Here is a 20,246-nt window from a genome sequence, read left to right as displayed (position 1 = left end):
GCTCCCAGTGATGGGAGCGTTAAGGAGCAAACATGAGTATTTCGATGAGCACCAAACTCAGCTATGGGTTTGGTGCCTACGGCAAGGATTTCGCCATCACAATCGTCTACATGTATCTGATGTTTTACTACACGGATGTGGTCGGTATTTCAGCGGGTATTGTTGGCACCATCTTTTTGGTGGCGCGGATCTGGGATGCAGTCAATGACCCACTCATGGGCTGGGTGGTAAACAATACCCGAACCCGTTGGGGGAAATTCAAACCCTGGATTCTGATTGGCACCCTAACGAATTCTGTCGTCTTGTATATGGTGTTCAGTGCCCACCTGATTGAAGGCCCATGGCTTATCGTCTACGCTGCCATTACCTACATTCTATGGGGTATGACCTACACCCTGATGGATATCCCCTTCTGGTCTCTGGTACCGACATTGACGATCGATAAGCGAGAGCGTGAAGAGCTGGTCCCTTTCCCGAGGTTCTTTGCTAGCTTAGCGTGGACGGTAACTGCTGCGATTGCGATGCCATTCATTAACTATGTTGGTGGCGAAGACAACAAAGGGTTTGGTTTTCAGATGTTCACCCTGCTACTGATCGTTTGTTTCCTGATTTCCACTTTTGTCACTCTACGCAACGTAAAAGAGCGTTACTCAACTACCAAGCTCAATAAAGCTCAGCCTGAAGAGAAGGTCTCTCTGAAGAAAATGCTGTCGTTGATCTATAAGAACGATCAGCTTAGCAGCCTGCTGTGTATGGCTCTGTCTTACAACCTAGCGACCAACATTATTACCGCCTTTGCCGTCTACTACTTCACTTATGTTGTAGGGGATGAGAGCCTGTTCCCTTACTACATGGCGTACGCCAGCATCGCTAACCTCATCACGTTGGTTCTATTCCCTAAACTGGCTCAGTGGTTCTCTCGCCGAGTTCTTTGGGCCTGCGCGTCTGGCTTCCCGATTATCGGTAGTGCAGTGTTGATCTACATCGGCATGAACGATACCCAAAGCGTGCTGCTTATCTCTACCGCAGGTGTGTTCCTGCAAATTGGTACGGCACTGTTCTGGGTACTTAACGTGATTATGGTGGCCGATACTGTTGATTACGGTGAAGTGAAGCTTGGTGTGCGTTGCGAAAGCATTGCCTACTCAGTACAGACTCTGGTGGTAAAAGCGGGCTCAGCGTTTGCGGCTTTCTTTATCGGTATTGCCTTAACCGCTGTGCACTACGTGCCTAATGTAGAGCAAACGCCGGAAACCGTCTTTGGCATGCAGTGCATTATGATTGGTTTTCCAAGTTTGTTCTTTGCTATCGCGCTGTTTATGTACTTCCGCTACTACAAACTTAATGGCGCGTATCATCAACAGATCCAGCAACAGTTGATGGAAAAATATGAGCTAGTCGACAACGATGAGCATAATGAAGACATCGTTTCTTCCGACAAACCTCAGCCTGCTCAGGCGTAATCTGTTCAGCCCTTTTATCCAAAGGGCTGCTTTTCTAATTTCTGAACATCCCCATGGAATAGGGAGCTAAACAAGATGAAACACTCATTGATTGCCAGCATGATCCTAGGATCTCTGCTGAGTGGAGCGGTGTCTGCTAACACTTTACCTGAGACAGCACTTGCAGCTGGAGAAAACCACAACGTTCTGGCTAACCCAGGGTTTGAAGACAGTGGCCTAGGTTGGCATTACTGGTTTGCCAACATCAAAGACGATAAAGCGTTTGAAGGCCAATATCGCGGCAGAATTGCCATTGGTGCCGGACACAGCATCAGCCAGATAGTCACTATACCTGAAACGGGCTTTTATCAGCTGTCGGTTCAAGCGATCAGTCCAGGCAAAGATGCCCGCGTTGAATTGACTAACCTTGGCGATGAAGCTTTCTTGAGTAAAAAACTCAAAAAGAGTCGCGACTACAAGCACAATAAGGTTAAACAGATCCCGCTGGAGAAGGGTGAGCAGATAAAGCTGCGCTTCACTGGGTCAGATGCGGGCAGCGTCAGTATCGATCAGGTTGAACTGGTAAAAAGCACTAAATCCAATTCGCCGCACTTTAATCAAATCATAGGGTTCAAAGTTGCAGGACAATCCGGTGAGAGCATCATCGATAAAGAACGTAGAACCATCGAGTTTGAATTGCCGTATGCGAGTGACGTCTCTGAAGTAACGATTGCTAAACTGCGTGTGTCTAAAGGCTCTCGAGCGTCTGTCGAGCAGGGGGAAGTCCTCGATTTCAGTCAGCCAGTTCATATCAAACTTAAGGATGAAAAAGGGCGGGTTGAGAACTGGAAAGTACGTGCTCGGGTTAAAGCGAAGCAAGTCACCGTTTCGTCTTCCAATGATAAATTGCAGGACTCGTTTGACTGGGCGATAGAGAAGACACGTCAGTTTGTGATGACGGGGCAGCACGACTTGATCAATCGTGATGAAAATAACAATGATGGCACGGGCAGTGCGGATTACTTACCTTCCTATTGGGCTGGTTATTTTGATCGTACGGCTTTCTACTCTCGGGACTTTCTTCACCAGTCGGCTGGCGCCAAGTTAGCGGGCTTAGATCGTGAAAATTTCTCTATGTTCAAAACCTTCGCTAAGCACTCTACTGAGTCGAGAAAGTGGTACACCCTATGGGCGATCAACTTTGATGGCAGCCCACATTTGATTGATTACGAAGACGACGACTGGTTTGTGCGTGAGGTCCCGGCGCAGTTTGAATTTCTTGAGAAGGCTTGGGAGCAATACCAATGGACGGGTGATAAGCGCTACATTGAAGACAAAGATCTGTGGCGTTTTTACACCAAAGTGATGACCGACTACATCGCATTGCATGACGATCAGGACCCAAACGGTATCGCTGAAGGTTATGGTGGTATCTTTGAAGGCTCGGCAACCTATAACGAACGGGGCGAATTCCCGATTGAAGCGGGTGACGGGATTGGCTCTCAATATCAAGCAACGGTGGCTTATGCGGCCATGCTTAACGCCAGAGAAGAGTACAGTGAATCTCGCCAATGGCAGCAAAAAGCCCAGCAGTTGAAAGACTACTTTAATCAGGAATGGAGTATTGCTGATCCAGAAAAGCCTTTGGATAACTACGTCAACATAGTGCAGAAGGATGGCTTGAGGCTGAACGACTTTGGCAAAGAAAACAGCTGGTTTATGCCGATGAAGTTGATCACTGAGCCGGGTGAGCGCAATGACCGATATCTAGACTTTATTTCACAAAGTCTCGGCGATGGCATTGGCTCGACGCCAGATGCTCCGAACAATATCGAGGCGTACAGCTACATCCCAGAGACCTATTTTCCATACAACCGCAATGAGGAAGCTTGGAAGTGGATGCAGTACATCATGGATATGAAAGACTTACCTCATGAGCGTCCGACACAAGGCACCAATGGCGATTATCCGGAGATCTCGTTTACCTTTATCGCCAATACCATTGAAGGGCTGATGGGGGTGAAACCAAACGCAGCAGACAGTCATCTGATCACGGCATCGCATCTGACAGCGGATATTGACTGGCTCGCGGTTGACTACTTACCAATGGGTGAGCATGAAGTCGCGCTGCGCCATGAGGGTACTGACCATTCGACATTAACCAATAACAACAATAAGCCGCTCACGTGGGAAGCGTGGTTCTATGGAGACTATCCAAAGCTGGTGGTCAATGGAAAGACCGTTGAAGCGAAACACAAAGTGGTTAATGGTCAGAAGGTGAGCTACGTATTGGTTAATGTGCTAGGGAAAGAGTCACATACGGTGTCGAAAAGCCTCTAACTTACATAAAATTTAATTGAAAGGGCGCGATTAAGCGCCCTTTGTTGTTTGTTATTTTTCCGAGGTAAAGAAATCGTTGTAAAGCATATACAGGTGAGCTGCACTCCAAGAGAAGTTCGGAGCACCTTGTTGAGCGCCGGTAAGAGGATTGTAGTTCTCTCTGATTGGACCGTCTTGAATCAAGCCGTCGGCATTGTCGAAGAAAGCCGTGGCCATCTCGACTGCATCATCACGGTAACCGTATTTCTCCATTCCTTTAAGGCCAAAGTAGAATTGGTCGACCCACACACGCCCACGCCAGTAGATATCAGCCCCAAAGGCAGGGTTAGACAGCGCAGCGGTACCCAGAGGCACGTAAGTGTTGAACTCTTCGGTATCTTTCATCACTTTCACCACCGCATCGGCGTGTGCTGGACTTGCTGCGCCATTAAACAGTGGTGACCAGCCCTCTGGTCCTTTGCCACGTTCAACGATCGGTTTGCCTGCACAACCATTGGCAAGTGGCTTATCTTCGATGCGAATGTCGTAGAAATAGCCACTTTCTTCATCGAACATGCAGGTATTGATGTAATCAGCCAAGTGTTCGGCTTTCTCGCGGAAAACTTTTCCTTCTTCTTGCTTGCCTATGATGTCCGCCATTTCAGCAAGGAACTGATTATCGCTGTACATATAGCTGGCTTGATCGACCGACTCTTGCAGTAATGAGTAACCTAGTAGGGTGCCATCTTGTGCTCGGTTCTGAGCGAATTGCACATCCCAGTCACTGCGTTTTCCACCCTTCTCGACATACTTGTCCAGTTGCTCTTTGTCGATAAAGCCAAATACTGCCGCATCATCGCGGCCAGACTCCCATGACGCCGCGGTTTGGGCCGGGATTTCAATATGGTCGTATTGGCCATTGGCAATGATTGCTTGATATTGATCGAGCCCGCTAAAGGTTTGTTCTTTGTCGCCACGAGTGACGGTAAACAGCATCTGACCGTCAGGGGTGTTATGGGCTTTGTCACGAGCCGCGCCATACTCAGGTACACCATTACCATTGTTGTCGCGATTACGTAACCACCAGTTGTGGTAAGTGACCAATTTAGGGTACATCTCTTCTAACCACACTTTATCACCGGTTGTTTTGTACACTTCCATTACTGCCCATGCGGCTAAGCTCGGCTTAGTGTTACGCTCATTCCAGTTACCACCATCGCCGCCACGCTCAGGGCTTAAATTGTAAGCCAGTAAGTCAGGTACATAACCTTCATCCCACGGGCGAACAGGATCATCGGCCTGAATCTGGTAGGCGAACATGGCGCGAATATTGTCTTTCGCTACTTCTGGGTTGAAATGTGCCATTGCGTAGGCTTGCTTCCATGTATCCCACGGCCAAGTCTGATTACCAGAGAACCAACGAGCGGTTACCGATGGAGTAACAGAATCAAATTTCATCGCACCAGCTACACCACGCCAGTTTCCATTCAACGTCTCCATCGCTTTGACTGCCACTCGCTCTTGTTCTGGAGTGGCATTCGGGTTGGTCAGCCCTTTCTCAAGGTAGTGTTCCCAGCGCTGAACGGACGCTTTTTGATACTTGTCTGGGTGGGTGAGTATGTCTTGTATTTTGCTCTGTTCAGCTTGGTTTTCTTTTGCTGTCAGCACATGAGTGTATGTGGTGTAGAGGGTTGTAGAGCCAGAAATGTGCGCTTTGGAAACAAACTGGTGGCCCTCGATTTCGGTCTTCATCGGGATGGATTTGTGGATCTGATATTCAGATTCGCCTGAAGTCAGCAATGTCCATGTTTCACGGACTTTACCAAACGTCACTTTGAGGCCGTCATCGGTAGCGACAATCTGGCGTTCATAATCCGGATAAGCCTGATCGATGGTTTTATCGGATTGAGGCTTGCCTTCTTTAGCGTGGTATTTTTCCAGCAGTTCACCATCCCACACCAGATCAAGTGGCTGCTCTGAAGTGATCTTAGTTTCAAGCAGCGAAGTGCGGTTGCTAGCAAAGCGCAGCGTCATCTCGATTTGTACATCGTCAGAATGCAGCTTTTGAACCAAGGCGCCGGGCAGGCTGTACGCTTCCATCTCAAAATTCACTTTCTGGCCATTTTTGTACACGGTTAAACGGTCAAAGTTGTTGGCCATAAAGTTGATGTATTCTTCAGTCAGCAATGCGGTCCCCGGAAATCCACCCATACCGTCTTTATTGTCTGGTAACAGGTGGCCATGCCACGCGCCCAAATCGAAGAAAGGGTTAAAACGCTGGTGGTCATCAAAATCATAGTCGCGCATATATTCTGGAGAACCAGTGCGATCAATGACGTTCTTGAATTCCAGTGCCTGTGGTGTTGGCTCACTGGTGACTGAAGCGCAGCCAGAAATGGCCACAGCGGAACTTACAGCAAGGGCGATAAAAGTTTTACTAAGGGTCATGTCATTTTCCTTGGTCAAAGGTCTGAACGTTGTTTGACAAGATTTTATCCGCCATGAATACAAGGTTTAACTGAACTTTAGTTAATGTGTGATCTTAATTTAGTAAAATTTTACTTGATGGGTGATTACATGGAACCTGTTAATGATGGGCAGAGAGAGCATTATCGATCTAGGTGCAATTGATTGATTCATCTGCAAGATAAAGAATGGGCAAGCATGTGCGAGTGCTTATATGGGGGATGCTTCAAGAAAGGTAACGGGTCGTCATTGTGATGCCTAGCGCTCTGAACACCAATGAAGCCAAAATAAAAAAGCACCTCGCGATGCTTTATAGAGATTGTTAGGGCTGCTCGGCTTGCTGCCATAATTGATTGAGCCAGGCTTCGCTGGTGATTTGCGTTTCTCCGCATTTGACCATATATGGCTTGCCGCTAAACCAACTTTTAGACGCCACCTCGCTAATAAACACCTGAATATCCGCAACATCATCTTTAGCGTAGTGCCATTTTTTACGAATATGTTCCGCAGCCTGCTGCTGATTATATGACTCGCCGTTACGGATAAAAGTGCAAGGTGATTGCGCGATTTGCTCTATCAAAACGTCGACATCTTGCTCGACATTCGCCGTTGCGGGAAGAGCCAATATGCTTACGAGTAAGAGAAGGTATTTAAGCTTCATTGTCGCCTCTTTTACAAATTCCACCAAGGTTTGATTGGCAGAGGCTGGGAAAGCTCGACCCGTTGACCAAACTCAGGGCTCACCATGGTTACACCACGTTCTTCACTGATCTCCATCGCTTTCTGCATTGGCTCATTCCAATCGTGCATGGCGAGATCAAAGGTGCCGTTGTGAACTGGCATCATGACCTTACCTTTTAAGTCTATGTGTGCTTGAACGCTTTGTTCAGGGAACATATGGATGTCTGCCCACAGGGTATTGTATGCCCCTGTCTCTATCATGGTGAAATCAAACGGGCCATATTTATCGCCAATCTCTTTAAATCCAGAGAAGTAGCCAGAATCACCACTAAAGAACACTTTATGTTGCTGTCCATTGATGACCCAACTGCCCCATAGGGTGCCGTCGCGATCGGTTAAGCCGCGACCAGAGAAGTGTTGTGTTGGTGTCAGTACATATTCGACGCCATTGTGAACATGTGATTCCCACCAGTTAAGCTCAATGATCTTCTCTTCTGGGACATTCCACTCTCTCAATGTTTGACCAATTTTAAGTGGGACAAGAAATACGTCGACTTTGTCTGCCAGCGTTTTGATCGATGCTTTATCCAAGTGATCGTAATGGTCATGGCTGATCAAAACGGCATCAATGTTTGGTAGCTCTTGTAATGAAATCGGCGGTTGGTGAAAACGCTTTGGTCCTGCCCACTGCACGGGGGATGCGCGCTCACTAAACACAGGATCGGTTAGGATTAACTGCTGATCGATCTTCATCGCAATACTGGAATGGCCCAAACGATACAACACGTCTTGCTGTTCATTGGCTAACTGATCAGTGCTGATCGCGTGGACTGGCAGCTCAAAGGTTGGCGTTGGGTTAAGGCGCTCAGTGGTGAAATAAGCCTTAGTGATCTTAAGAATGTCACCAAAACCGCTTTTGTATTCTAGCTCTGTATTAGCAAATTTCTCAGGATATTGCTTACCAGAAGCCTTGTCAGAACTGGTACAAGAAATGATTGAGGTAGTCATAATTATCGCTCCTACAGTGGCTAACAATACGCGTTTCATATGGTTTATCCTAAAGTAAACTATACGGTGTAGTTTACATGTTTTGCTTTTAAAGTAAACTGCTTGGTGTAAAATAGATCTCAGCGGAATGAAGTGGGATCGTTAACTCTATGAAAGTGAGAAAAAAAGGTCGTAGCGAAATTAAACGTGAAGCGATATTGGTTGCGGCAAAACAGGCTTTTCAGGAATTTGGTGTGCAAAATACCAGCATGGATAAGCTGTCTGCTATGGCAGAGGTCTCTAAGAGAACGGTTTACAATCATTTCGAATCGAAAGAAGCGATTGTTATGGAATTACTGTCAGAGCTGTGGCGAACTTCGATGGCAGATCATGAAGTTGCAGGTCTTGTTGAACTGGATTTAGAGCAGCAGCTCGTTGCTCTGCTTGAAAGTGAAATCAACGTGGTGACTGACCCTCACTATGTTGATTTGGCGAAAGTCGCTCTGGGGTATTTTTTCTATAAGCCTGATGAGCTTAAAGAACAAGAAGAGAAGATGTCGAAGCAAGAGACTGCGTTGTTTCGTTGGCTGAATGAGCAGGCGGAGAAACAAACCCTTGCGATGGACGATATCGTCGTCGCGAGTACTCAACTGCATAGTTTGGTTAAAGGCAGTGCGTTCTGGCCTCAGGTTCTTGGTATGAAAGCGTCTCTGAGTAAGCAAGAGGCGAGGGTGCTGGCTGAGCAAACCGCAAGACTGTTTATGAGTCAGTATCGCGTTTAAATAAAATTAGAAAAGCCCTTACCATTTTAGGTAAGGGCTTTTTTATGAGTCACGTTTAAGCCTAAGTATTAAGGCTGTTTAGCGGTTTCTAACTTGACCTCTTTGCTCGCTTGCTTTTTTTCAAAGCGAGAAATCCACCACCAAGCAATACCTGAGAATACCGCTGTCATAAATACGTTGATGAAGAAAGCGCGAACCAAATCAACGCCTGTCGGGAAGGCGGAAGCCGTCATACTGATCACAAAGATGGCAATCAGAATGGAAACCACACCCATACCAAACTTGCGGGAACCCATGCGGAAATCACGCGGTGTATCGTCGTGTTTCCAGCGGAAGATGAAGTAAGCCACCATGATAAAGATAGGCGGTAACATGGCGGTGCCCGCTGTCAGGTTGATGGCTTGATTCATCATGTCCTGAACGGACTCAGAGCCAAAACCGTTCACCACTAGCATCACGACAACGAAAGCAAACTGCCACCAAGCGGCACGAACAGGAACACCATGTTCATTCAGCTCGGTTGTTTTCTCACCGTATACGCCCTGCGGAATTTCAGAGAAGTGAATTTTTACTGGTGCCGCTGTCCACATCATCATTGAACCAAACATGGCAATGAACAGTACGATGCCCACGAAGCGGCCAACCATGGTTTCGGAGATGTTGAAGTAGTTCGCCATACCGGTAAAGATTTCGACCATGCCGCCCGCATACGTGAGGTCTTCACGAGGAACAAACACGTTAACCAATAGAGAGCCGACGGCGTACATGGCACCAATCAGCACGCCAGCGATGATGATAACTCTGATAAAGGCTTTTTGACCGCCCTTGACATCTTTCAGATACGCCGCTGCTGTTTCTGCACCGCCCGCCGCCTGGAAGATCCAACACATGATACCTATGGTTGCCCAGTTGATGGTCGGGGTCATGGCTTCCAGCGTTATTGGCTCTGCAGGTGTGTAATCGCCGCCGCCAAGCGCCATTAATGCACCCAGCACGTAAATACCAAACAAGGCAAATACCCCGTAAGCGACGATTTCTGAAATCTTGCCCAGCCAGCTCGCGCCTTTGGTTGAGATATGTGTCGCCGCTGCAAACAGGACGATAGAAATCAGCGATGTCACCATAGGTGAGAAGGTGTATTCATAGCCGAGCATCGCATACGATGCGTAGGCAATCACGTTGGGCAGTAAGGAGACGAACCAGAACAGGTTGACGAACCAGTATAGGAACGAACCCAAATAGGCATTTTTGGTGCCCAAAGGTTGCTTGAGCCAGTCGTACATCCCCGACTCAGAGTTTTTGTTCGCCGAGACAAATTCCGCGATGATGAACACGAAAGGGATAAAGTAAATGATGGTCGCCAGCAAGAATACGGGGGCAGAACTTAACCCCAGTTCAATGTTGTTGTTTACGATGTTACGGACGTTAAATACCGCCGCAAAGGTCATCGACAGCAAGGCAAATTTTCCAATTGTGCCGCGTAGAGATTCAGACATAATGTCCTCCAATGAATCACGTCAATTATACGCCCAATTGCTCGTGAGCGTGATAGTTGCTGTGGGCCAGATTCAGTGTCTGGCCCGATTATTATTCAGGGTTATTTGTTGAGGAAGTAGCCGTCCTCAACGGTGACTTTAAGTACCACTTTCCTTACGGCGTGATCGCCGTGAAAGCGGTAAGCGTTGTGGTTATCGAAGATGGCGACTTGGCCTTCTACCAGCTCGCGGGTATTACCTTGGCCGGAAAAGTATTCTCGGTCGGTCTCGTCGCGATAGTTGTCGACAAGCTCAAGCTGAGATTTTTTAGCAAATTCAACCGTCTCTTTTCCTTCCAGGTAGTAATGAATGTCGAAGTAGCGACGGTTACCTTCAAAGGTGTCAGTGTGACGAGCCACTCCATCTTCAATCATGTAAACCAGAGAGTCGCCAATTGAATGCATCACGCCATCTTTGATGTTGGCGATGTTTTCAATCGCTTCAATACAGCGGTTCCATTTACGACCATCGCGGTAAACGACTTTGAATTGCGCTAAGTTTTCTAACACGATCATGGTTATGCCTCGTTTCGCTGAGTGGGAGTAAAGAAGTCGTGACCAAAGTTATGGGCGGCTAGGTCTTGTGCACTGCAATCTCCGGCCTGCAATGGCATCAGGGTGAGGCCATAGCGGAAGGTATCCATATACACTCGGTATGAGTCGAACACTTCACTGCCCCAAGAGTTAGAACCAAGTCCCATCAATTTATGGTCGAGGTTGAGGGTGATGTAACCGCTCTTTTCTAGCTCCGTTGTGTGTTGTGCCTGATGCAAGTTTTGGTTGGTGTAGAACCAAGCGCTGAAGTTGATCTCTTGTTGCGGTTTTACCAGTAATCCCATGCCGTCACGGTTGGTTAGTGCTGCCCAGCGAACATGTTGGCGGTTGCCATTGTTTTGTGGGAACGGGTAGTTTTCGAACATGTCAGCGACTGTGCTTTGGTAAACATCGATCAGGTTGGCTTGTTTGCTGTCTTGGTAGTTCTCTTCAGGGCCGCGACCGTAGTATTTCACTTGGTCGAAGTGACCGTTGATGCCAAGGTCCAAGCCGATGACAGGTATCACATGCGGGTAATCACCGTAACGCTCGCCGCTTAGCTCGAGATTCAACTGACCTTCGGCATTGATTTGGTAGCGGTACTCGCAGCGCATACCAAAATCAAACACGGGCGGCGCAATAATGCTGGTGGTCGTGATTTCTATTTTGCCGTTCACTTGCTCAACATTTAATGTGCGGAAGTGCTCTTGCATGATTTGCAAGTGCGCAGGTTCCCATAGACCGTCATGCTCTTGTTTATGGTTATCGATCATTGGCTTAAAGAAGTTGAGCTTGGGCTCAGACTTGACCAGTTCTTCACCATTAACCAGCCAAGAGGTCAGCTTACCGTTCACTTTCGAGAAGTTGAGAGCGAAGTTGTGGCCTGAAATCAGATAGCTAAGTCGGTTCTCTTCTACGTGAAGTGGTGTCGCGTTGTGATTGGTAAAAATTTCTTCAACAGCAGTGCTCTGTTTGAGCGGGTATTGGTAAACGGCAATCTCATGATTGGCTTCGCTGTAAAGCGTGCGAGAATCTTTGCGTACTGTGAAGTTGATGAAGGCTTCACGCTCGTCCAACTGCGGAATCGCAATGTCGATTTCGCGCTCAGAATTAGCGGCAAGATCATCTACCTTGAAATGAACGCTGCGCAGCGTTTCACCTTCAGCACGGATATCTGCGGTGATGGTGTAGTCATTGAGATCGCTGAACCACAATTTGTTTTCAACCTTGAACTTGCTAGCTCGCTCATCAACCGCACGGATTTTCACTGGTGCAATGACTTGCTTGTACTCTTTCAGGCCCGGACCAGGTGTTTGGTCTGGGTACACAAGGCCGTCCATACAGAAGTTGTAGTTGTTCGGATAATCGCCGTAGTCGCCACCGTACTTGTAGAACTCCGTCCCGGCTTCATCACGAGCGAGAATGCCATGGTCACACCATTCCCAAACATAGTGACCTTGAATGTGGTCGTGTTGGTAGAACACATTCTGGTATTCGGTTAAACCGCCTGGACCATTGCCCATTGCATGTGCGTATTCACAGATGATGCGCGGTTTCTCGTGTGGGAACTCACCAAAGTAATTCATCAGCTGCGCACGGGAGTACATGGTGGAAATGACATCGACCACTTCCGCATCACGGTCTTCTTCGTAATGGACTAGGCGAGTGTCATCGATGGCTTTGGTGGCTTGGTACATCGCGCGAATGTTGCAGCCGTAGCCTGACTCATTACCCAGCGACCACATGATGATAGAAGGATGGTTTTTCTGAGCGTGGACGTGGCGCTCTGCACGGTCTACGAAGACGGCTTCCCACGCAGCATCGTTAGTGATGCGGCTTAAATCCCCGACATTGGCAAAACCATGAGTCTCAACATCGGTTTCAGCCATCACAAACAAACCGTAAATGTCACACAGCTCGTAGAAGCGTGGATCGTTCGGGTAGTGCGCGGTACGGACTGAGTTGATGTTGTGCTGCTTCATCAACACCAAATCTTTCTCTACGCGATCCATTCCGACAGCACGACCTTTTAGGTGATCGTTATCGTGGCGGTTAACACCATGCAGCATCGCATATTGGTTGTTGATGTAGAACAGCCCATCGCGCACTTTGATGTCACGGAAACCAACACGTTGAGGAATGACTTCGAGGGTTTTACCTAGCTGGTCTTTTAAGGTTAAAACCAGTTGGTAAAGGTATGGATTTTCGGCTGTCCAATGAATGGGAGCGTCGATCTCAAGCGTAAAACTCGCCTGCGTTTTGTTGTCGATGGTCAGGTTACTGCATGAACCTTGCGCAACAAGCTGGCTTTTATCCATCAATGCATAATCAAGGGCATAGCCCGAGGCTTGCAGGGCTGATAGGTTTTCTATTTCGACTTGGCAAGAAAGTGTCGCCGCGACGTAATCGTCGTCGAAATCAGTGCGAACCGTTATGTCTTGGACGTGAACTTGTTCTTTTCCTAGCAAATAGACGTCACGAAAGATACCTGCTGTCCACCACATGTCTTGGTCTTCAATATAGGTGGAATCTGCCCACTGCATAACTCGTACTGAAAGCAGGTTTTCACCTTGTTTAACATAGTTAGAGATATCGAATTCAGCGGTTAAACGGCTGCCTTTACTAAAGCCTACGTATGTGCCGTTTACATACACTTCAAAGTAAGTTTCTACGCCATCAAATTTGATGATGGTTTGCTTGTTTTTCCAGTTCTCACCGAGTGTGAATGTACGTTGGTAAGCGCCAGTTGGGTTGTCACTTGGAACATAGGGCACATCGATTGGGAATGGGAAGCCTTCGTCTGTGTACTGAAGGTCGCCGTGGCCTTCCATTTGCCACATATTAGGAACCGTAATCTGGCCCCACTGTTCCATCTTTTGTGAGTAGAACTCTTCGGGTACCAGCATGGAGTTAGTAAAGAAGTTAAAGTTCCATTGACCACTTAGCAGCATAAAGTGGCGGCTTAGTTCACGCTGGAATGTTTGAGCGGTTTTTACTGAGTCGTATGAGAAGAAGTAGGCACGTGGTGCCATACGGTTCTCATGCAAATGTAGGAAGTTTTCCCAGTTGTTCACGTTCGTTCTCCCTCGGCCAAGGCAGCTTGTTTGCACTTTAAAAAAGTCTGGTGGTGAATACGCTCACACTGATTCAAAGTGAATTGGGCTATGCCGACGTAATAGTGAGTAAAAGTCTTTTTTGACTATCTGGAAAATATATTAGTAAAAATTTTACTAAAACAAATGTGTGAAAACGTTTTACTTTAACTTGATCACGAATTATTGAGCGATCTATCTGAAAGCTGTGATCTGGGTAAAGGAGTGATTATCTGGAAAGTAAAAATCAGTAAAACAGCAGCGTAATGTAGGTGTGTGCTTGTTTTTGATAATAAAAAAGCGCTGAAAATCAGCGCCTTAGATGACGGGGAAGGGGAGCGACTATTAAGGTTTTGTCGTGTCGCGAAGCTTGAGTTTACTTGGAACATAGACCTGAAGCGGTAACGCTCGACCATCGCGAGCTTTTTCTACCAGCAGGTTAACGCCCTGAATCCCCATCATCTCAGAATGAATCCGCACGGTAGACAAAGACGGGAAGGTAAATTTAGCCGTCGGAATGTCATTCACACTGATTAGAGCAATATCCTGAGGAATGCTTAGGCCTTGCTCATGAATCGCACGCAATACGCCGATGGCAATCGAGTCAGAGGCAATAAATAGAGCGCTCGGGTGGTCATTCTTTGCCAGCATTTGTTTCGCTAAATCGTAACCAGAAGAGCTGGTGAAATCACCACGATAGATATCGCCCAAAGAGACCACGCCTTTCAGTTGACCGTACTCGGCAAAGGCCACCTCACGGATGTCTGGCGTGTCAGTGGTATCTTGACCGCCGATAAAGCCGATACGCTGATAGCCTTGGTCGATAAAGAAATCGGTAATCTCTTTGCTGATGCGCACTAGGTCAATATCGACGGAATCGAAGGGTGACTCGCTATCACCGAAATCCACATAGCAAATATTGTCGGTGAATTTTTCAACGTCCTTTAGCACTTCGGCGCTACTACGGCCGACTAGGAGAACACCTGTGATCTTATTGCTCTCTACTGATACTTCGCTGTCGTAACAATTGGTCAATTCAATGCCCAGCTTGTCACATTGGGTTTCTATACCATGGCGAATCGAAAGGTAGTAAGGGTCGTTAACTTCCGCTTCCTGCTTGTAATTGTATACCGCCAGAAAGTGGTGCTGCTGTTTTCTGACCAGAATCGACTTTTTTGAGCTGCTGGTTTTGTATTCCAGCTTTTCGGCAATTTCCAGAATCCGGTGTTTGGTTTCTTCTTTGACGCTCAATGTCGGATCGTCATTGAGAACTCTGGAGACGGTCGCTAATGAAACGCCCGCTTCTGTTGCAATATCTTTTAATGTAGCCATGTGTTTTTTCCGTTGGCGAGCCCAACTCCTTTGGGCAAGTCACTGTTTCCGCCATTGTAAACAATCCTCATACGCTTGTAATAATTTTTAGTAAAAATTTCTGACCAGGAATGTGTAGGGCAACAGAATGTCACTGTGAACAGGTATCCTACTGATTAAACTCAACAATGTCGTATTTACCTATCCACTTTTACTTGATTGGTTATATATAAGTTTAAATGATAATTTGTGGAAACGTTTACACAATGCGAATTTGATCACGGAAAGTGATCCTTGTTGATTGCTAGACTTTTCAGCGAACCGAAGATCACACACTAAGTGTTTAGACAGAGAGGCAAGAGTGAAAGTACTAGTCACAGGTGGAATGGGTTACATCGGCAGTCATACCTGCGTGCAGATGATTGAAGCGGGCATGGAACCGATCATCATCGATAACTTATGTAATGCGAAACAGGCGGTGTTAGATCGAATCGAAGCGCTTACAGGCCAGCGACCGTGTTTTCATCTGGGCGACATTCGTGACGAAGCTTTTCTGGATAGCGTTTTTGAGCAGCATCAGATTGGCGCGGTCATTCACTTCGCTGGTCTGAAAGCGGTGGGGGAGTCAGTGCAAAAACCACTTGAGTACTACGATAACAACGTGAATGGCTCTTTGGTGCTGGCGCGTGCGATGCGCAAAGCTGGTGTAAAGAGCATCGTCTTCAGTTCGTCCGCGACCGTTTATGGCGACCCTGAGGTAGTTCCGATTACGGAAGACTCGCCAACTGGTGCCACGACCAACCCTTATGGCCGCAGCAAATACATGGTGGAGCAATGCTTAAGTGACCTTTTCGCAGCCGATGATAGCTGGAGTATTACCTTATTGCGTTACTTCAACCCGGTCGGGGCTCATCCGTCCGGCACTATGGGTGAAGACCCGCAAGGCATTCCAAACAATTTGATGCCATTCATTGCTCAAGTGGCCGTTGGGCGCCGAGAAAAGTTATCGGTGTTTGGTGATGATTATCCAACCCCAGATGGCACCGGAGTACGTGATTATATTCATGTTATGGATTTAGCCGATGGCCACATTGCGGCCTTAAAGTCAGTCGGTGAACAAGCCGGGCTACACATCTATAACCTGGGTACGGGCCGAGGTTCCAGCGTACTTGAGATGGTGGATGCGTTTGGCTCCGCTTGTGGAAAGCCAGTGCCTTACGAGTTGTGTCCGCGTCGACCGGGTGACATTGCGGAGTGTTGGGCAAGTACTGAAAAGGCCGAACAGGAACTGGGCTGGAAAGCGACGCGCAGTGTGGCGGAGATGAGCGCAGATACTTGGCGCTGGCAATCGGACAACCCGTCCGGATATCCCGATGTTTAGGTGGGACTGATCCTGATTGAAATGCAGAAAAAGATTGAATTTTTTAAGTTGAGTAATTGAGATGTCGAAGATTGAGTTTAACCCTGTGGATCACCCACATCGCCGCTACAACCCACTGACAGGTCAGTGGATATTAGTCTCACCACACAGAGCGAAACGCCCTTGGAGTGGAGCCGATGAAAATCCAGCGGTTGATGAGCTTCCGAGCTATGACGAGAAATGTTTTCTGTGTCCGACAAACGAGAGAATCTCTGGTGATGTAAATCCGGATTATCAGGGGACGTATGTGTTTACCAATGATTTTGCCGCTTTGATGACGGACTCGCCTGAGGCACCGCAATCTAACAGCCCATTGTTTAAAACTCAGGGTGCTCGCGGATTAAGTCGAGTGATCTGTTTTTCTCCAGACCACAGCAAAACATTGCCAGAGCTGCCAGTGGAAAAGATCCGCGATGTTATTGATACCTGGAATGAGCAAATTGAAGAACTGGGTCAAGAGTACGTATGGGTGCAAGCGTTTGAGAACAAAGGCGAAACCATGGGCTGTTCACAGCCTCACCCGCACGGACAAATCTGGGCCAATAGCTTTTTACCCAACGAAATTGAACGTAAAGAGCATCACTTAAAAGCGTATTACGACGAACATGGCTCCAATCTTCTGGTCGATTATGTGGACGCTGAGCTCAAAGATGGCTCACGTATTGTGGTTGAAACCGAGCATTGGGTGGCATTGGTGCCGTACTGGGCGGCTTGGCCGTTTGAGACCATGTTATTACCGAAAACTCATATCCGCCGCATGAATGAGCTGAGCGAAGCGCAGCGTGACGATCTTGCCGTAGCAATCAAAAAGCTCACGAGCCGTTATGACAACCTGTTCCAGTGCTCTTTCCCATATTCCATGGGTTGGCATTACGCGCCTTTCTTTGAACAGGGAATGGATATCGAACATTGGCAATTGCATGCGTTGTTCTACCCGCCGCTACTGCGCAGTGCCTCAGTGCGTAAGTTTATGGTCGGGTACGAGATGCTGGCGGAGAGCCAGCGTGATTTGACTGCGGAACAGGCGGCACAGCGCCTGCGTGACGTCAGTGATGGGCACTACAAAGAAGGATAATTCCGCTCTATTTTGAGCGCTAACCTTTATCCAATAGAGATGTGACGAATCAAATTTTCGGTGGTAACTATTGATCACTGAAAACTAACAACTTAAGGCTAGGAATCTAATATGTCAGAACTCACTCAAGCAGTAAAAGCATCGTTTACACAGGTGCTGAATTACCAACCCAGCCACATTATTCAGGCGCCGGGGCGAGTCAACCTGATTGGAGAGCACACCGATTACAATGATGGTTTTGTCCTACCATGTGCCATTAACTATCAGACGGTAGTGGCGGCTGCAAAACGAGATGACAGTCGAGTCCGTGTCATTGCGGTTGATTATGATGATCAGGTGGATGAGTTTGACCTCGCTGAAGAGATCACTTTCCAACAGGACAAGATGTGGGCGAATTACATCCGGGGTGTGGTGAAGTTTTTACTGCAGCGTGGTTATGACATCCAAGGTGCTGATCTTGCCGTGAGCGGTAACGTCCCTCAGGGGGCTGGGCTGAGTTCCTCGGCTGCACTTGAAGTCGTGATTGGTCAGACGTTCAAGGTACTCTACAACCTTGAAATGACTCAGGCAGAAGTTGCACTCAATGGCCAACAGGCAGAAAACGAATTCGTCGGCTGCAACTGCGGGATTATGGATCAGATGATTTCGGCTGAGGCAATGGAAAACCACGCCATGCTGCTGGATTGCCGTTCTCTGGAAACACAGCCCGTTTCTATGCCAGAAGACGTGGCCGTGATGATCATTAACAGTAATAAACAGCGCGGTTTAGTGGGGAGTGAATACAATACCCGACGTGAGCAGTGTGAGATCGCTGCACAGCGTTTCAGTGTTAAAGCGTTACGTGATGTCACCATTGAGCAGTTTAATGAGCAATCTGACATGCTTGATGACGTTGTTGCCAAACGCGCTCGCCATGTCATTACTGAAAATGACCGTACGCTTGAAGCCGCTGATGCATTAAGAGCCAATGACCTTAAACGTATGGGAGAGTTGATGGCTCAGTCTCATGCTTCGATGCGCGATGATTTTGAGATTACTGTGTTTGAGGTCGACACCTTAGTTGAGATTGTTAAGTCCGTGATTGGTGAGCAAGGTGGCGTACGTATGACAGGTGGTGGCTTCGGCGGTTGTATTGTGGCTTTAGTACCGCCCGCACTAGTAGATAAAGTGACGGAAGCGGTTGAGAGCCAGTACCACGCGGCGACAGGGCTCAAAGAATCTATCTATGTTTGTCAGGCTAAAAGTGGTGCTGGCTTAGTCGAAGTCTTATAAGGACCAACCATGAAATCATCCTTATTGGTGACAATGACTGAGCAGCCTGCTTTTGACGGTCAGCCTGCTCAGCTTGTGGAATTGACCAATGCTGCAGGGGGCAGCATTGTGTTGATGGACATCGGAGCCACCTGGCTCAGTTGTCAGCTACCTTTGGCGTGCGGCGAGCAACGCGAGGTCTTACTTGGTGTAGGGGCCATGTCTGACTTTCAAGCTCAACAAAGTTACTTGGGGGTAACAGTAGGGCGCTACGCAAACCGCATTGCCAAAGGTTGTTTTGAGTTGGAAGGGAAGACACATCGGGTCACAACCAATCAGGCTGGTAACTGCTTACATGGCGGTACAGTCGGAATGGATAAAGTACGCTGGAAAATTGTCGAGCAAAGTCAAAGCAAGGTGGTGTTCAGCTATCAATCTAAGGATGGCGATCAGGGTTTTCCTGGTAACTTAGATGCGTCAGTTTGCTATTCGCTGAGCGAAGACAATCAGGTCGAAATTCGTTATCTGGCAACGACCGATAAGGCAACGCCGGTCAACTTAACCAATCATGCCTACTTTAACCTTCATGGTGCTGAATCCGGTGTTGACGGACGTGAGCATCTTCTGCAAATCGACGCAGATTATTACTTGCCGACATCTGAAGTTGGCATTCCACATGGTTCATTGTCTTTAGTCGATGGTAGTGGGTTTGACTTTAGATGGCAGAAAGTCATTCGTCAGGACTTTTTGCTTGATGGGCAGCAGCAAATCGCTAAGGGGTATGATCACAGCTTCTACTTCGATCCTAAACGCAATAAACGTCAGCCAATCGCCCGTTTATCCAGTCAGGATGGCAAAGTGAAGATGAGAGTGACCACTGATAAACCCGCGCTTCAACTTTATACGGGAAACTGGTTAGAAGGCACACCTAGCCGCAGTGGTAGCACGTATTCTGACTACGCTGGGGTGGCGCTAGAAACTCAATTTTTGCCTGACTCACCCAATCACTCAGAGTGGCCTCAACCGAGCTGCATTCTCAAACCGAACCAAGAATATTGTTATTCGACGGTTTACGCTTTTGAGTGCTAAACATGGAAGGCTAACTATCAATAAGGCGCTGAGACAGCGCCTTATTTGTTTTCTAGCCCTAAACCACCTTCTTTAGAAGGTGGTGATCGTTCTTTTGGGCTTTGCCCGAAGAACGCTCATGTTCAAGATGTCCTCGTTTGCAACCAACAAATGAAGGAAATAACGAACATGAGCAGATATGAATCCGCTTCACACGTTTATCATCGGTGCCAATATCATATTGTTTGGACACCTAAATATCGACTAAAGATTCTGAAAGGAAA

At 47.6% G+C, this 20,246-nt stretch carries 14 protein-coding genes and 1 pseudogene; 8 read left to right on the top strand and 7 right to left on the bottom strand.

Features of this window, described 5'->3' with window-relative positions; translation table 11 throughout:
* Nucleotides 1–32: 32 nt before the first annotated feature.
* The gene (gene melB / locus IX95_RS24875; protein WP_038164907.1) at nt 33–1,463 is read left to right on the top strand and encodes a melibiose:sodium transporter MelB; all 1,431 of its coding nucleotides are present in this window, start codon (nt 33–35) and stop codon (nt 1,461–1,463) included.
* A 75-nt stretch (nt 1,464–1,538) separates the two neighbouring features.
* Entirely contained in the window at nt 1,539–3,782 is a 2,244-nt protein-coding gene (locus IX95_RS24870) for a hypothetical protein (RefSeq protein WP_038164904.1), read from the top strand.
* A 51-nt stretch (nt 3,783–3,833) separates the two neighbouring features.
* Here the strand turns inward: IX95_RS24870 and ygjK are convergent, their stop codons facing one another.
* From ygjK to IX95_RS24855, 3 genes are all read right to left on the bottom strand, one after another.
* Nucleotides 3,834–6,209 (bottom strand): alpha-glucosidase, encoded by a 2,376-nt coding sequence (ygjK, locus tag IX95_RS24865; protein WP_038164901.1) that lies wholly within the window; start codon nt 6,207–6,209, stop codon nt 3,834–3,836.
* Nucleotides 6,210–6,549: 340 nt separating this feature from the next.
* Entirely contained in the window at nt 6,550–6,888 is a 339-nt protein-coding gene (locus IX95_RS24860; protein ID WP_038164898.1) for a DUF5329 family protein, read from the bottom strand.
* Between the two features lie 11 nt (nt 6,889–6,899).
* On the bottom strand, nt 6,900–7,916 hold the full coding sequence (locus IX95_RS24855; RefSeq protein WP_038164895.1) for an MBL fold metallo-hydrolase: 1,017 nt from the start codon (nt 7,914–7,916) through the stop codon (nt 6,900–6,902).
* Nucleotides 7,917–8,065: 149 nt separating this feature from the next.
* Between IX95_RS24855 and IX95_RS24850 the strand changes: the two genes are divergently transcribed.
* Nucleotides 8,066–8,677, top strand: a complete 612-nt coding sequence (locus IX95_RS24850) for a TetR/AcrR family transcriptional regulator (protein WP_038164891.1) — start codon at nt 8,066–8,068, stop codon at nt 8,675–8,677.
* 68 nt (nt 8,678–8,745) lie between these two features.
* Here the strand turns inward: IX95_RS24850 and IX95_RS24845 are convergent, their stop codons facing one another.
* The 4 genes from IX95_RS24845 to ebgR form a co-directional block, all read right to left on the bottom strand.
* Entirely contained in the window at nt 8,746–10,173 is a 1,428-nt protein-coding gene (locus IX95_RS24845; RefSeq protein ID WP_019274111.1) for an amino acid permease, read from the bottom strand.
* A gap of 101 nt (nt 10,174–10,274) precedes the next feature.
* The gene (locus tag IX95_RS24840) at nt 10,275–10,727 is read right to left on the bottom strand and encodes a beta-galactosidase subunit beta (RefSeq protein ID WP_038164888.1); all 453 of its coding nucleotides are present in this window, start codon (nt 10,725–10,727) and stop codon (nt 10,275–10,277) included.
* A 2-nt stretch (nt 10,728–10,729) separates the two neighbouring features.
* Nucleotides 10,730–13,819, bottom strand: coding sequence for a beta-galactosidase subunit alpha (gene ebgA / locus IX95_RS24835; protein ID WP_038164885.1), 3,090 nt, complete (start codon nt 13,817–13,819; stop codon nt 10,730–10,732).
* A gap of 363 nt (nt 13,820–14,182) precedes the next feature.
* Nucleotides 14,183–15,169, bottom strand: coding sequence for a transcriptional regulator EbgR (gene ebgR, locus IX95_RS24830; protein ID WP_038164881.1), 987 nt, complete (start codon nt 15,167–15,169; stop codon nt 14,183–14,185).
* A 340-nt stretch (nt 15,170–15,509) separates the two neighbouring features.
* Between ebgR and galE the strand changes: the two genes are divergently transcribed.
* The 5 genes and pseudogenes from galE to IX95_RS26170 form a co-directional block, all read left to right on the top strand.
* Nucleotides 15,510–16,529 (top strand): UDP-glucose 4-epimerase GalE, encoded by a 1,020-nt coding sequence (gene galE / locus IX95_RS24825; protein ID WP_038164878.1) that lies wholly within the window; start codon nt 15,510–15,512, stop codon nt 16,527–16,529.
* Nucleotides 16,530–16,590: 61 nt separating this feature from the next.
* Nucleotides 16,591–17,643, top strand: a complete 1,053-nt coding sequence (locus IX95_RS24820) for a UDP-glucose--hexose-1-phosphate uridylyltransferase (protein WP_038164875.1) — start codon at nt 16,591–16,593, stop codon at nt 17,641–17,643.
* Nucleotides 17,644–17,754: 111 nt separating this feature from the next.
* Nucleotides 17,755–18,915: a galactokinase gene (gene galK, locus IX95_RS24815; protein WP_038164872.1), complete on the top strand. Its 1,161-nt coding sequence runs from the start codon at nt 17,755–17,757 to the stop codon at nt 18,913–18,915.
* 9 nt (nt 18,916–18,924) lie between these two features.
* Nucleotides 18,925–19,983, top strand: coding sequence for a galactose-1-epimerase (gene galM / locus IX95_RS24810; protein WP_038164868.1), 1,059 nt, complete (start codon nt 18,925–18,927; stop codon nt 19,981–19,983).
* 168 nt (nt 19,984–20,151) lie between these two features.
* Nucleotides 20,152–20,246 (top strand): annotated as a pseudogene (locus IX95_RS26170) (IS200/IS605 family transposase); the annotation flags it as partial.

The sequence above is a fragment of the Vibrio sp. B183 genome, assembly GCF_000740665.1.
Classification (GTDB): Bacteria; Pseudomonadota; Gammaproteobacteria; order Enterobacterales; family Vibrionaceae; genus Vibrio; species Vibrio coralliilyticus.
The sequence above is the reverse complement of the archived record's forward strand: the minus strand, read 5'-3'. Positions and strand labels throughout refer to the sequence as shown.